Raw genomic sequence first — 12,122 nt, forward strand, 5'->3', positions numbered from 1 at the left:
CGGCGATGGCGATGGCCAGGCTTTCCGGCTCGTTGACGTCCAGTGGCTTCGGACGACCGTGGCCAACATCGCAGAACGGGCAGCGACGGGTGCAGATGTCACCCATGATCATGAAAGTCGCGGTGCCACCGGAGAAGCACTCGCCCAGGTTCGGGCAGGACGCCTCTTCGCACACACTGTGCAGCTTGTGTTTGCGCAGCAGGGCCTTGATGCGGTCGACTTCCGGCGAAACCGGGATGCGTACACGAATCCAGTCTGGTTTCTTTGGCAGCTCGGTGGTGGGAATGATCTTCACCGGAATACGGGCCATTTTCTCGGCGCCACGCAGCTTTACACCCATCTCAACTTTGGCTGGAGGGGCTTTTACAGGGGTGCCGGTTGCTTCGGTGCCAGCTACTTCCAAAGTGCTCATAGCGATTCAATTCCGCCCGTCAGGGTCGTCTGTTCAGCGTAGTCGAGGTGTGTGACGAGCTGCGCACGCAGCCGGGCACTTACTTCAGCAAATTCAATGGGCCCGGCCAGATCACGCAGCTGGGTCATGGCCAGCCCGGCATAACCGCAAGGGTTGATGCGCTGGAAGGGTTGCAGGTCCATGTCGACATTCAAGGCCAGGCCATGAAAAGAGCGACCGTTGCGAATACGCAAACCCAGCGAGGCAATCTTCGCCCCGTCCACATAAACGCCCGGCGCATCAGCCTTGGCCTCGGCCTTAACGCCATAACTGGCGAGCAGCTCGATCAGGCTCAGTTCGATACGGCTCACCAACTCACGTACGCCCAGACTCGAGCGGCGTACATCCAGCATGAGGTAAGCGACCAATTGGCCGGGACCGTGATAAGTCACCTGGCCGCCACGGTCGACTTTCACCACCGGAATATCACCAGGGAATAACACGTGCTCAGCCTTGCCAGCCTGGCCTTGGGTAAACACCGGCGGGTGCTCCAGCAGCCAGACTTCATCAGGCGTATCCACCACCCGCGAGTCGGTAAAGTGCTGCATGGCATGCCAGGTCGGCTCGTAGGGAACCTGGCCGAGCTCGCGAAAGCCCAGGCGCTGGCTCATCACAGCACCATGTGCACGCGGCCGGTGGCGCGCAGGTCGCTGTTGATGTCTTGCAGTTGTTCGATGCCGGTGGCGGTGATCAGCAGTTGCACGGTCTGGTATTTACCGTTGCGGCTGTCGCGCAGCACCAAAGTGCCCTCGTCGAGATCAGGGGCGTGGCGTTTCAAAATCTCAATGACCAGCGCAGTAAAACCCTCGCCCGCATCACCGATGACTTTGATCGGGTAGCGCTCGCAGGGGAACTCGATGGTTACGGATGTGGCGTCAGTCATGGCGGCCTCGGCGGACTTGTGGTCCGCAAGATCAGGCGCCGGCCAGCTCTTTTGGAGCCAATGGCAGACGCCTGGGGCTATCGTAAAAGCGATCGGTCAGTTGAACAGGCCGAAGAAGAATAGACGGATGCTATCCCACACGCGGCGGAAGAAGCCACCCTCGTCAACGGTCTCAAGGGCGATCAGGTCGGCGCTGTGCACCACCTTGTCGTCCAGCTTCACTTCCACTTTACCAATCACATCGCCCTGCTTAATCGGAGCAACCAATTGCGGGTTCATGGTCATGCTGGCGGCGAGCTTTTTCAGTTGGCCACGCGGCAGGGTCATGGTCAGGTCTTCAGCCAGGCCGGCTTTGACTTGGCGAGTGGCGCCTTTCCATACCGCGCCTTGCGCCAGTTCAGTGCCCTTCTGGTAGAAGGTCTGGGTTTCAAAGAAGCGGAAACCGTAGGTCAGCAATTTCTGCGTTTCAGCCGCACGGGCTTGTTCGCTGTTGGTGCCAAACACCACGGCAATCAGGCGCATGCCATCACGTACGGCCGAGGCCACCAGGCAGTAACCGGCTTCGTCGGTGTGGCCGGTTTCCAGGCCATCGACGGTTTTGTCACGCCACAGCAGCAGGTTGCGGTTGGGCTGTTTGATGTTGTTCCAGAAGAACTCTTTCTGCGAGTAGATGGCGTAGTGCGCCGGGTCTTCGTAGATGATTGCCCGGGCCAGACGCGCCATGTCGTGCGCTGTGGAGTAGTGCTCCGGGTTAGGCAGGCCGGTGGCGTTCATAAAGTGGCTGCCGGTCATACCGAGTTTTTCGGCCGTGGTGTTCATCATGTCGGCGAATGCATCTTCGCTGCCGGCAATGTGCTCGGCGGTGGCGACACTGGCGTCGTTGCCCGACTGAATAATGATGCCGTGCAGCAGGTCGCCCAGCGCCACCTCGGTGCCGACCTTGATAAACATGCGCGAACCACCGGTGCGCCAGGCGTGCTCGCTGACCATCACCTTGTCCGTTTCGGCGATCTGGCCGCGACGGATTTCCAGGGTGGCGATATACGCGGTCATCAGTTTGGTCAGGCTGGCTGGCGGCAGGCGTTGGTCGCCATTGCTTTCCACCAGCACGTTACCGCTGGCGGCATCCATCAGCACATAGGCCTTGGCCGCCAACTCCGGCGCAGCCGGCACGGCGGTTTCAGCAGCCCAGCTGGCGGGCGCGGTGATCAGGAGGGCGAGTAGGCTCAGACGACGGGTAAAGGCGGTGATATTCATCAGTCTCTCAGGTTACTAATGGCAAACAGGCTCTAGCGAGCAAGTCGGTCGAAGCCGGCTACGTTCAGCAGTTATTCCGGCTTCACTAATGTCGGTTGGCCTAAGTTGGCCAGCCGTACGCTGTTCTGCAGTTTTTCGGCTTCACCCGGCGTGTTTACCGGGCCCATCCGCACGCGGTGGAAGGTCTGTTGGTTGCGCACCACCGAGCTGATAAACACCGGCGCACTCACCATCGTGCTCAGCTTGTCCTTCAGGAGTTCCGCAGCGTCCGGATTGGCGAAGGCTGCGACTTGGAGATACAGGCCAGATTGCCCGAGTGAAGCGTTTTTTTTTGCGTCGATTTGCACCTGCGCGGGCACGACGTCGGCGGCGTGCTGCTCAGGCGGCGGGGTGTACTGCTCAATCGGCTGGGCCATGGTTTGCGCCATGCTCGGTTGCACCGGCTGCACCTTGGCCATTTGCGGCTGCGCCAGCACCATCGGCACCGGGCGACCTTGTTGCGCCCACCACTCGGTGGGGTCGATGCCTTCAACTTTTACCCGCGCGGTGCCGACTTCGGCGTAACCGAGTTTTTTCGCCGCAGCAAAAGACAGGTCGATGATGCGGTCGGAGTAGAACGGGCCACGGTCGTTAACCCGCAGGATCACGCTTTTGCCGTTTTCCAGATTGGTGACGCGCACATAGCTGGGCAGCGGCAAGGTTTTATGCGCAGCGCTCATGCCGTACAGGTCGTACTTCTCGCCGTTGGCGGTGGCTTGGCCATGAAACTTGGTGCCGTACCAGGACGCGGTGCCGGTGGCCAGGTAACGCTTGGCATCAGGCATTGGGTAATAGGTTTTACCCAGCACGGTATAAGGGTTGGCTTTGTAAGCGCCGTAGTGCGGCATGGGTACGGCGTCGGGCACCTTGGAGATATCCACATCCCACCACGGCGCGCCATCGCGGTGCGGGCGGGCAAAGTCGCCAGGGCCGGAAATGGTCGAAGTATTCTGGGTCGGCTGCGGCGCACGGCTACTGGAGCAGCTGACCAGCAAGAGAGCCACGGCGCCATAGGCGATGAGCTTGGACGGCATTACCTGCATTTACTTCGTGCCCCGGGCCTGAACCAGCAAATCGGAAAGTTGATGTACCGCCATGGCGTACATCGCGCTGCGATTGTAACGAGTGATGACATAAAAATTCGGTAAGCCTAACCAATATTCCGGCCCAGCTTCACCCTCCAGACGAAAGGCAGTCACGGGCACGTCATCGCGCACCGCTTCATGGCTCGACCAGCCCATGGCGCGCAGCTCGCCAACGGTCTTCACCGGGTCCAGGCCTTGGGTCAATCCTTCCTCGGCTTGTTCGCCGCTGATTTGCGCGGTGCTGACCACCGCTTCACCCGTTACCCAGCCATGACGCTTGAAATAGCTGGCGACGCTGCCGATGGCATCGTCCGGGTCGTTCCAGATATTGATATGGCCGTCGCCATCGAAATCCACCGCATAGGCGCGAAAGCTGCTCGGCATAAATTGCGGCAGGCCCATGGCGCCGGCGTAGGAGCCTTTCAGGGTCAGCGGGTCGACTTGTTGCTCGCGGGCCAAGAGCAGGAACTGCTTGAGCTCTTTGCGGAAGAAGTCAGCGCGCGGCGGGTAATCAAAGCCCAGGGTCGACAACGCGTCGATCACCCGGTAGCTACCGGTGTTGCCGCCATAGGAGGTTTCCACGCCGATAATGGCCACGATGACCTGGGCCGGCACGCCGTATTCCTGCTCGGCACGGGCCAACGCGGCCTCGTGCTGACGCCAGAACTCGACGCCCTGATTGATACGTCGGTCAGTAATAAAAATCGGCCGGTACTCAGCCCAGGTTTTAACTTTTTCTGCAGGGCGGGAAATGGCGTCGAGAATCGACTGTTTGCGTTCAACTTCGCGGAACAGGCTTACCAGCTGTTCGCCGGCAAAGCCGTAGTCGCGGGTCATTTCGGCAACGAATTCGGCAACCTGTGGCGACCCTTCGTAATCAGCGGCGTGCGCCTGCTGGGCGAAACCGCAGATACCAGCAAGGCTGGCCAAATGTGCCGTGCGCGTGGCCCAGCGACGCAAACCTAGCATTAAATCCCTCACCCCAATCAAACCTGAGCAATCCACTTACGGTGCGTGTGGATGGCCATTAAAAGCCCAAACCCTGACATCAGCGTAACCAGCGAAGTTCCGCCGTAGCTAATAAAAGGAAGCGGCACCCCAACCACCGGCAACAGGCCACTGACCATGCCGATATTGACGAACACATAAACAAAGAAGGTCATCGTCAGACTGCCGGCGAGCAGCTTACCGAACAGCGTCTGCGCTTGGACAGTAATAACCAGGCCCCGAGCAATCAGCAGTGCATAGATAAGCAGCAACAGGCAGATGCCAACCAGGCCGAACTCTTCGCCCAAGACGGCAATGATAAAGTCCGTATGGCTTTCCGGCAAAAAATCCAGGTGCGATTGTGTACCTAAAAGCCAGCCTTTTCCGAAAACACCGCCGGAACCTATGGCGGCTTTCGACTGAATAATGTTCCAGCCAGTGCCCAGCGGATCACTCTCCGGATCGAGAAATGTCAGTACCCGCTGCTTCTGGTAATCGTGCATGACAAAGAACCACATACCGATCGCCACCGGCACTACAGCCGTTACTGCGCCTAGGATCCAGCGCCATTGCAGGCCGGCCATAAACAGCACGAAAGCGCCGGAAGCGAGGATCAGCAGCGAGGTGCCGAGGTCGGGTTGGCGGATCACCAACACGAACGGAATTCCGATCAGGGCCAGGCTGATGGCGATGTGTTTTAGCCGCGGCGGCAAATTGTGTCGAGCCATGTACCAGGCGATGGTGGCCGGCATCAGGATCTTCATAAACTCGGCGGGCTGGAAGCGGATGACGCCTGGAATGTTGATCCAGCGCGTGGCACCCATGGCGTTGTGCCCCATCACGTCCACCACCACCAGCAGGCCGACCCCGGCCAGATAACCCAGCGGCACCCAACGGGCCATAAAGCGCGGCTCGAACTGGGCGATCACGCACATGGCCACGGCGCCCAGGCCAAATGAGGTGGCTTGTTTAAGCAACAGGTCGACGTTTTTACCACTGGCCGAATACAGCACGAACAAGCTGCCGGCAGCGAGGATGGTCAGCAGCAGAAACAGCTGGCCGTCGATATGCAGACGCTGCAGCAGGCTAGCGCGACGGCGCATCACGTCTTCGTCGGAAATGCTGCGGTCGAAGTTATTGCTCACGATGGATCACTCCACCCGTTACGGGCACCGGCGGCGCGTACTCGGGTTTCAATTGGCCATTCTCGCCCAGCAACCAGGCGTCCATAACAGCCTTGGCAACCGGCGCCGCCACACTGGAGCCGCCCTCGCCGTTTTCAATCATCACCGCTACGGCGATCTGCGGGGCTTCAGCCGGGGCGAAGGCAATAAACAAGGCGTGGTCGCGGTGGCGTTCATCAAGCTTGGAGCGGTCGTATTTTTCCCCCTGCTTGATCGCTACCACCTGCGCGGTACCGCTCTTGCCGGCGATACGGTAGGTAGAGGTGTCACCCACCTTGTGCGCGGTGCCGCGCGGGTTGTGCATCACTTGCTGCATACCGGCGCTGACCTGCGCCCAATCGCCGGGGTTGCGCAGCACAATATCCGGCATCGGGTTGGGGTCTACCGGCGGCACGCCATCAACGGTTTTCGCCAGGTGCGGGCGAATCCATTTGCCACGGTTGGCCACCAGCGCGGATACCTGCGCCAACTGCAGCGGCGTGGTCTGCATATAGCCCTGGCCGATACCCAGAATCAGCGTTTCACCCGGAAACCAGGCCTGGCGGTAGCGCCCGCGTTTCCAATCGCGCGACGGCATCAGGCCAGGCGACTCTTCAAACATATCCAGCGAGACCTTCTGACCAATACCAAAGCGACCCAGGTAGTTGCCCAGGCGATCGATACCGAGCTTATGAGCCAAGTCATAAAAATAGGTGTCGTTGGAACGCATGATCGCCGCCTGCAAATCCACCGAGCCATCGCCGGTGCGGTTCCAGTTGCGGTATTTGTGGTCGTAGTTAGGCAATTGATAGAAGCCCGGGTCGAACACCCGTGTGCTTGGCGTAACCACACCGGCATCCAGCCCGGCAATCGCCACGGCCGGTTTGATGGTTGAACCCGGCGGATACAAGCCGCGCAGCACGCGGTTAAACAACGGCCGGTCCGGCGAATCACGCAGTTCGGAATAGGCCTTGAAGCCGATACCGGTAACAAACAGGTTAGGGTCAAAACTCGGCTGACTGACCATCGCCAGCACTTCACCGGTGTTCGGGTCCAGCGCCACGATAGAGCCACGGCGCCCAGCCAGCGCGGCCTCGGCGGCTTCCTGCAAGCGAATGTCCATGCTTAGCACGATATCCGCGCCGGGCACGGGATCAGTTCGTTTAAGTACCCGCAGTACCCGGCCACGGGCGTTGGTTTCAACTTCCTCGTAACCGACCTGGCCATGCAGCTGCGGCTCGTAGAAACGCTCGATACCGGTTTTGCCGATATGGTGCGTGCCGCTGTAATTAACCGGGTCGAGCACCTTCAGCTCGGCTTCGTTAATACGCCCGACGTAACCCACCGAATGGGCGAAGTGCTCGCCCTGCGGGTAATGCCGCACCAGTTGCGCGACCACTTCCACACCGGGCAGACGGAACTGGTTTACCGCAATCCGCGCGATCTGCTCTTCACTCAGCTCAAACAAGATCGGCACCGGCTCGAACGGCCGCCGTCCCTGACGCATGCGTCGCTCAAACAACGTGCGGTCTTCCTGACTGAGTTCCAGCACCTCAACGATAACGTCGAGCACCTGCTCCCAATCGCCAGCGCGCTCGCGGGTCATGCTCAGGCTAAAGCTTGGCCGGTTATCGGCCACCACCACGCCATTGCGGTCGAAGATCAGCCCACGGGTGGGCGGAATCGGTTGCACGTGTACGCGGTTGTTTTCGGAAAGGGTCGAGTGGTACTCGTACTGAATCACCTGCAAGAAATACAGGCGCGCGATAAGCACAAGGATCAACAAACAGACGACGACAGCCCCTACCACCACGCGATTGCGAACGAGGCGGGCGTCTTTCTCGTGGTCCTTGAGGCGAATCGGCTGCGGCATTACGAGGGCTTATTTGTGATAAGGGTGCCCGGACAACACGGTCCAGGCGCGATAAATCTGTTCACCAATCAGAATCCGCACCAGCGGGTGCGGCAAGGTCAGCGGCGACAACGACCAACGCTGCTCACTGCGCGCCACCACCTCCGGCGCCAGCCCTTCAGGGCCGCCAACCATCAAATTGATGGTGCGCGCATCCAGGCGCCAGCGCTCCAACTCAACCGCCAACTGCTCGGTGCTCCACGGCTTGCCGGTCACCTCGAGCGTGACGATCTTTTCCCCCGGTTGCACCTTGGCCAGCATCGCATCGCCTTCCTGACGGATAAGGCGCGCCACGTCGGCATTTTTGCCACGGGTGTTCAGGGGGATTTCCACCAATTCCAGCGGCAGCTCGGCGGGCAAACGTTTGGCATATTCCTGCCAGCCGTCTTCCACCCAGCGCGGCATGCGCGAACCGACAGCGATCAGGCGTATACGCAAGGGCAGCCCTTACTCGGGATCGCTATTGAACTGTTCCGGGCTGTTCTGGTGCTGTGCACGGCTTTGCTCAGCGCCTTGCCACAGACGTTTCAGGTCGTAGAACTGGCGCGCGGTCGGCAGCATCACGTGAACGACGATGTCGCCCAAGTCCAGAAGAGCCCACTCACCGGTATCCAGACCTTCGCTGCCCAGCGGGCGCACGCCTTTCTCTTTAACCTTTTCCAGCACGTTATCCACCAGGGATTTGACGTGACGGTTAGAGGTACCGCTGGCGATCACCATAAAGTCGGTGATGCTGGTTTTGCCGCGCACATCGATGGTGGTGATGTCTTGGGCTTTGATGTCTTCAAGGGCGAATACGGCCAACTTGACCAGGTCTTCGCTCGGCATTACAGGCTTGCTCATAATTAACTCTTTCTCGTGTCTAGTTCTGCGCGCGGTACAGTCCGTGCGCATTGATATAGGCCAGCACCGCGTCGGGCACCAGAAAACGTACCGACTTTCCGCTGGCCAGCAGATTCCGGATCTGGGTGGCAGACACCGCAAGCGGGGTCTGCCAGACAAAAGCAATTTGTCCGCTAGGGCCAACCATGGCCAGCGGGTCGCTGACACTGCGGGCCGCCAGCACATCGCGCAGCGCTTGCGGCGCTTCGCTGTCGGCATCCGGGCGTTGCAGCACCAGGATATGGCAGTGATCCAGCAGTTCTTCCCAGCGATGCCAGGTTGGCAGACCACAAAAGGCGTCCCAGCCCAGCAGTAAAAACAGTTGATCCTCAACCGCCAGTTCAGCGCGCAACGACTCCAGGGTGTCGATGCTGTAAGACGGCCGATCACGCTTGAGTTCGCGGTCGTCCACCGTCAGTAACGGCACCCCGGCGACCGCCTGTTGCACCATCGCCAGACGGTCTTGCGCCGATACCTGCGGCGCGTCGCGATGGGGCGGGCGAGCGTTGGGGATCATCCGCAACTCGTCCAGACCCAGCTGTTCAGCAACTTCCAGGGCGCTGCGCAAATGGCCAACGTGCACCGGGTTAAAGGTGCCGCCTAATACGCCAATGCGCTTGCCCACGGCTGTCGGTTCGGTGTTCAAGTACGGATATGACCGTCGCCGAACACCACATACTTCTCACTGGTCAGCCCTTCCAAGCCAACCGGACCACGGGCGTGCAGCTTGTCAGTGGAAATACCGATCTCCGCGCCCAGGCCATATTCAAAACCATCGGCAAAACGCGTCGAGGCGTTGATCATCACCGAGGCGGAATCCACTTCAGTAATAAAGCGCCGGCCCGAGGTGAAGTTTTCCGTGACGATGGAATCGGTGTGCTGCGAGCCGTAGGTGTTGATGTGCTCAATGGCCTGATCAAGGCTATCGACGATGCGGATCGACAAGATCGGCGCGGTGTATTCAGTGCGCCAGTCTTCTTCGGTGGCTTCCAGCACATCGTTACCCAGCAACGCGCGAGTGCGGGGGCAACCACGCAGCTCAACCTTCTTGTCACGATAAATAGCGGCCAGCGGCGGCAATACGCGCTCGGCGATATCGGCGTGCACCAGCAATGTTTCCATGGTGTTGCACGGCGCATAGCGCTGGGTTTTGGCGTTGTCGGCAATGCGGATGGCTTTGTCGATATCCGCCGCCACGTCGATATACACGTGGCAGATGCCGTCCAGATGCTTGATCACCGGCACCTTGGCGTCACGGCTGATGCGCTCGATCAAGCTTTTGCCACCACGGGGCACGATCACGTCGACGTACTCGGGCATGGTGATCAGCGCGCCAACCGCCGCGCGGTCGGTGGTTTCCACCACCTGCACAGCCGCAGCGGGCAAACCGGCCTCGGCCAGGCCTTGCTGAATACAGGCGGCGATGGCGCGGTTGGAGCTAATCGCTTCCGAGCCACCACGCAGGATAGTGGCGTTGCCGGATTTCAGACACAGGCTGGCGGCGTCGATGGTCACGTTCGGGCGCGACTCATAAATGATGCCGATCACACCCAAGGGCACGCGCATTTTGCCGACCTGAATGCCCGAAGGCAGGTAGCGCATATCGCGGATTTCACCGATGGGGTCGGGCAAGGTGGCGACCTGACGCAAGCCCTCGATCATCTCGTCGACGCGCGCGGGGGTCAGGGCCAGGCGGTCCAGCAAGGCAGGTTCCAGGCCATTGGCGCGGCCATTGGCGAGGTCTTGTTCGTTGGCGGCACTGAGTTCGGCGCGGGCGGCATCAAGCGCGGCGGCGGCGGCATGCAGGGCACGGTTTTTCTGCGCGGTACTGGCGCGGCCTACCACACGGGAGGCTTCGCGGGCAGTGCGACCCAAGCGGGTCATATAGTCGAGCACGGACTCAGTCATGGTCGAGGGGGTCTGGCAGTCAGGAAAGCGGCTGATTATAGCGGCGTGGCGGGCCCACGCCCAGCGGCGTCTGGCGGGTGGTAAACAGGGCGTTACAACTGGCCCGCCGGTAACACTGGCAAGCGCAGCCGCTGGGGCTCCCGGCGAGACGGTGACACTTGCGCGCAAACTCACCCATTGCCCCGCCCGAAGGTTAGGTAAACAAACGCGCGACAGATGTCTACCTTGCAGGCATGCCAACCGCCCAGCCATGGACGGCTCAGAACAATAAAAATGTTTAAGGGAGACGCGGCCATGCGCTATCGCACCGACTACAGCCAGGCGTTGCTCAGTGAAACAGGCCAGCACCTGCTCATCGGCAGTTGGCAGTTGCACTATCAGGCTTACTCCACCCGCGCCGAAGACCCACGCCAGCCGGTGCTGCTGCTGGGCGGCGCATTCCAATGCTTTCGCTCCTTTGCCAGCGAAGTGGAAGAACTGCTGGCCGACCACCCCGTCATTTTGCTCGACCTGCCCAGCCAAGGCGGCAATCTGCAACTGGCCCCCGAGCTAAGCCTGGAGGCGCTGGCCGATCTGATTGCCGGCTTTGTCGAGGAATTGCACCTGCCGCCGCTGATGCCGATTGGCTTGTCCTACGGCTCGGCGCTGGCCGCCCTGTTCGCCGCGCGCCACCCACAACACTGCGCACGCCTGCTGCTGGCCGGCATTACCGCCTTTGGCCGGCGCGGCGCACGGGTACTGCTGGAAGAAAGCTTGGCCTTGCTCGCCGAAGGCCGTAGTGCCGAATTTGCCCATGGCGCGGTGACCGGCCTGCTAAACCCCACGCGCAGCCAAGAGACCGGCGTCGCCCCGGTCTTTCGCAAAGCCCTGCTGCGCCAACTGCAACGCCTTTCTGCCAGCGACATTGAACGCTACCGGCAAAACAGCAGGCGCCTGCTCGACTTCAATGGTTTCCACGACCACCCGGTTTGTCCGACGCTGATACTGGCCGGCGAATACGATCACTTCACCCAACCGTGGGAACACAGCCAATTCGCCAGCGCCTGCGCCGCGGCCGACTGTGCGCTTATCCACAACGCCGACCACCTGGCGCAATTCGAACAACGCAGCGCCTGCGCCAGCCTGTACAACCCGTTCCTGCGCGGCGAACCACTGCCCCTAATCAGCCCCGGCAGCAGCCACCTGCCGCGCAGCCAATGGCTGCAACTGGAAAAACGCCACGAGCCCCGCCATGCACCGCGGCACAGCCGGGCGCGCTTGCAGCATGCCGAGTTTGGCGAGCTGAGCGTGGACGTCAGCGAGTTGGGCTTTTTTGGTGGACTGCTGCATGGCGATCTGCCGAATGTGGTGCCGCAGCGCGGCTGGCAGTTGCAGATGCTGGACATGCCGGCGTTGGCGATTCTGCCAGTGCGCAGTAGCGGTTCAGAGCTGGCTTGGGTGTTTGCGCACACCGATGCGGTGGGGAGTGCGGCGTTGGCGGAGCGGGTGGGGCAAGGCGCGATGCCCAGCGTTGCCTGTGCCTAACAAAGCCGGTGCGCATAGCACACCCTACCTG

The 12,122-nt window shown here is 60.7% G+C and carries 12 protein-coding genes and 1 pseudogene; 1 reads left to right on the plus strand and 12 read right to left on the minus strand.

What is annotated here, in order from left to right:
- From AAAB16_RS10020 to AAAB16_RS10075, 12 genes and pseudogenes are all read right to left on the minus strand, one after another.
- A pseudogene (locus AAAB16_RS10020) lies at positions 1-412 on the minus strand (lipoyl synthase); the annotation flags it as partial.
- A complete protein-coding gene (gene lipB, locus AAAB16_RS10025; RefSeq protein ID WP_340663194.1) occupies positions 409-1,062 on the minus strand; it encodes a lipoyl(octanoyl) transferase LipB in 654 nt (217 codons plus the stop codon). The gene lipB and the pseudogene AAAB16_RS10020, both read right to left, overlap by 4 nt.
- On the minus strand, positions 1,062-1,334 hold the full coding sequence (locus AAAB16_RS10030; RefSeq protein WP_340663195.1) for a DUF493 domain-containing protein: 273 nt from the start codon (positions 1,332-1,334) through the stop codon (positions 1,062-1,064). Before AAAB16_RS10030 ends, lipB begins: the two co-directional genes overlap by 1 nt.
- 96 nt (positions 1,335-1,430) lie before the next feature.
- Entirely contained in the window at positions 1,431-2,591 is a 1,161-nt protein-coding gene (locus AAAB16_RS10035) for a D-alanyl-D-alanine carboxypeptidase family protein (RefSeq protein WP_340663196.1), read from the minus strand.
- Between the two features lie 71 nt (positions 2,592-2,662).
- Positions 2,663-3,673, minus strand: a complete 1,011-nt coding sequence (locus AAAB16_RS10040; protein WP_340663197.1) for a septal ring lytic transglycosylase RlpA family protein — start codon at positions 3,671-3,673, stop codon at positions 2,663-2,665.
- Positions 3,674-4,684 carry a lytic murein transglycosylase B gene (gene mltB, locus AAAB16_RS10045; protein ID WP_340663198.1) on the minus strand — a complete coding sequence of 337 codons (1,011 nt, stop codon included), beginning with the start codon at positions 4,682-4,684 and terminating at the stop codon, positions 3,674-3,676.
- Positions 4,685-4,701: 17 nt separating this feature from the next.
- Complete coding sequence (rodA, locus tag AAAB16_RS10050; RefSeq protein WP_177411396.1) at positions 4,702-5,805, minus strand: rod shape-determining protein RodA; 1,104 nt, start codon at positions 5,803-5,805, stop codon at positions 4,702-4,704.
- 31 nt (positions 5,806-5,836) lie between these two features.
- A complete protein-coding gene (mrdA, locus tag AAAB16_RS10055; protein ID WP_340663199.1) occupies positions 5,837-7,738 on the minus strand; it encodes a penicillin-binding protein 2 in 1,902 nt (633 codons plus the stop codon).
- A 9-nt stretch (positions 7,739-7,747) separates the two neighbouring features.
- Positions 7,748-8,215: a 23S rRNA (pseudouridine(1915)-N(3))-methyltransferase RlmH gene (gene rlmH, locus AAAB16_RS10060; RefSeq protein ID WP_340663200.1), complete on the minus strand. Its 468-nt coding sequence runs from the start codon at positions 8,213-8,215 to the stop codon at positions 7,748-7,750.
- A gap of 9 nt (positions 8,216-8,224) precedes the next feature.
- The gene (gene rsfS / locus AAAB16_RS10065; RefSeq protein WP_340663203.1) at positions 8,225-8,605 is read right to left on the minus strand and encodes a ribosome silencing factor; all 381 of its coding nucleotides are present in this window, start codon (positions 8,603-8,605) and stop codon (positions 8,225-8,227) included.
- 34 nt (positions 8,606-8,639) lie between these two features.
- On the minus strand, positions 8,640-9,284 hold the full coding sequence (nadD, locus tag AAAB16_RS10070; RefSeq protein WP_110618197.1) for a nicotinate-nucleotide adenylyltransferase: 645 nt from the start codon (positions 9,282-9,284) through the stop codon (positions 8,640-8,642).
- Between the two features lie 17 nt (positions 9,285-9,301).
- Positions 9,302-10,567 carry a glutamate-5-semialdehyde dehydrogenase gene (locus tag AAAB16_RS10075; RefSeq protein WP_340663201.1) on the minus strand — a complete coding sequence of 422 codons (1,266 nt, stop codon included), beginning with the start codon at positions 10,565-10,567 and terminating at the stop codon, positions 9,302-9,304.
- 294 nt (positions 10,568-10,861) lie between these two features.
- Between AAAB16_RS10075 and AAAB16_RS10080 the strand changes: the two genes are divergently transcribed.
- Positions 10,862-12,091 carry an alpha/beta hydrolase gene (locus AAAB16_RS10080; protein WP_340663202.1) on the plus strand — a complete coding sequence of 410 codons (1,230 nt, stop codon included), beginning with the start codon at positions 10,862-10,864 and terminating at the stop codon, positions 12,089-12,091.
- The last annotated feature ends 31 nt before the right edge of the window (positions 12,092-12,122 follow it).

Source organism: Pseudomonas sp., assembly GCF_037994325.1.
In the GTDB taxonomy this organism is placed as follows: domain Bacteria; phylum Pseudomonadota; class Gammaproteobacteria; order Pseudomonadales; family Pseudomonadaceae; genus Aquipseudomonas.

Bases quoted from the DNA above. Each gene is read 5' to 3' on its own strand.
- lipB (WP_340663194.1), bottom strand. From the start codon at position 1,062: ATGAGCCAGCGCCTGGGCTTTCGCGAGCTCGGCCAGGTTCCCTACGAG.
- AAAB16_RS10030 (WP_340663195.1), bottom strand. From the start codon at position 1,334: ATGACTGACGCCACATCCGTAACCATCGAGTTCCCCTGCGAGCGCTAC.
- AAAB16_RS10035 (WP_340663196.1), bottom strand. From the start codon at position 2,591: ATGAATATCACCGCCTTTACCCGTCGTCTGAGCCTACTCGCCCTCCTG.
- AAAB16_RS10040 (WP_340663197.1), bottom strand. From the start codon at position 3,673: ATGCAGGTAATGCCGTCCAAGCTCATCGCCTATGGCGCCGTGGCTCTC.
- mltB (WP_340663198.1), bottom strand. From the start codon at position 4,684: ATGCTAGGTTTGCGTCGCTGGGCCACGCGCACGGCACATTTGGCCAGC.
- rodA (WP_177411396.1), bottom strand. From the start codon at position 5,805: ATGCGCCGTCGCGCTAGCCTGCTGCAGCGTCTGCATATCGACGGCCAG.
- mrdA (WP_340663199.1), bottom strand. From the start codon at position 7,738: ATGCCGCAGCCGATTCGCCTCAAGGACCACGAGAAAGACGCCCGCCTC.
- rsfS (WP_340663203.1), bottom strand. From the start codon at position 8,605: ATGCCGAGCGAAGACCTGGTCAAGTTGGCCGTATTCGCCCTTGAAGAC.
- AAAB16_RS10075 (WP_340663201.1), bottom strand. From the start codon at position 10,567: ATGACTGAGTCCGTGCTCGACTATATGACCCGCTTGGGTCGCACTGCC.
- AAAB16_RS10080 (WP_340663202.1), top strand. From the start codon at position 10,862: ATGCGCTATCGCACCGACTACAGCCAGGCGTTGCTCAGTGAAACAGGC.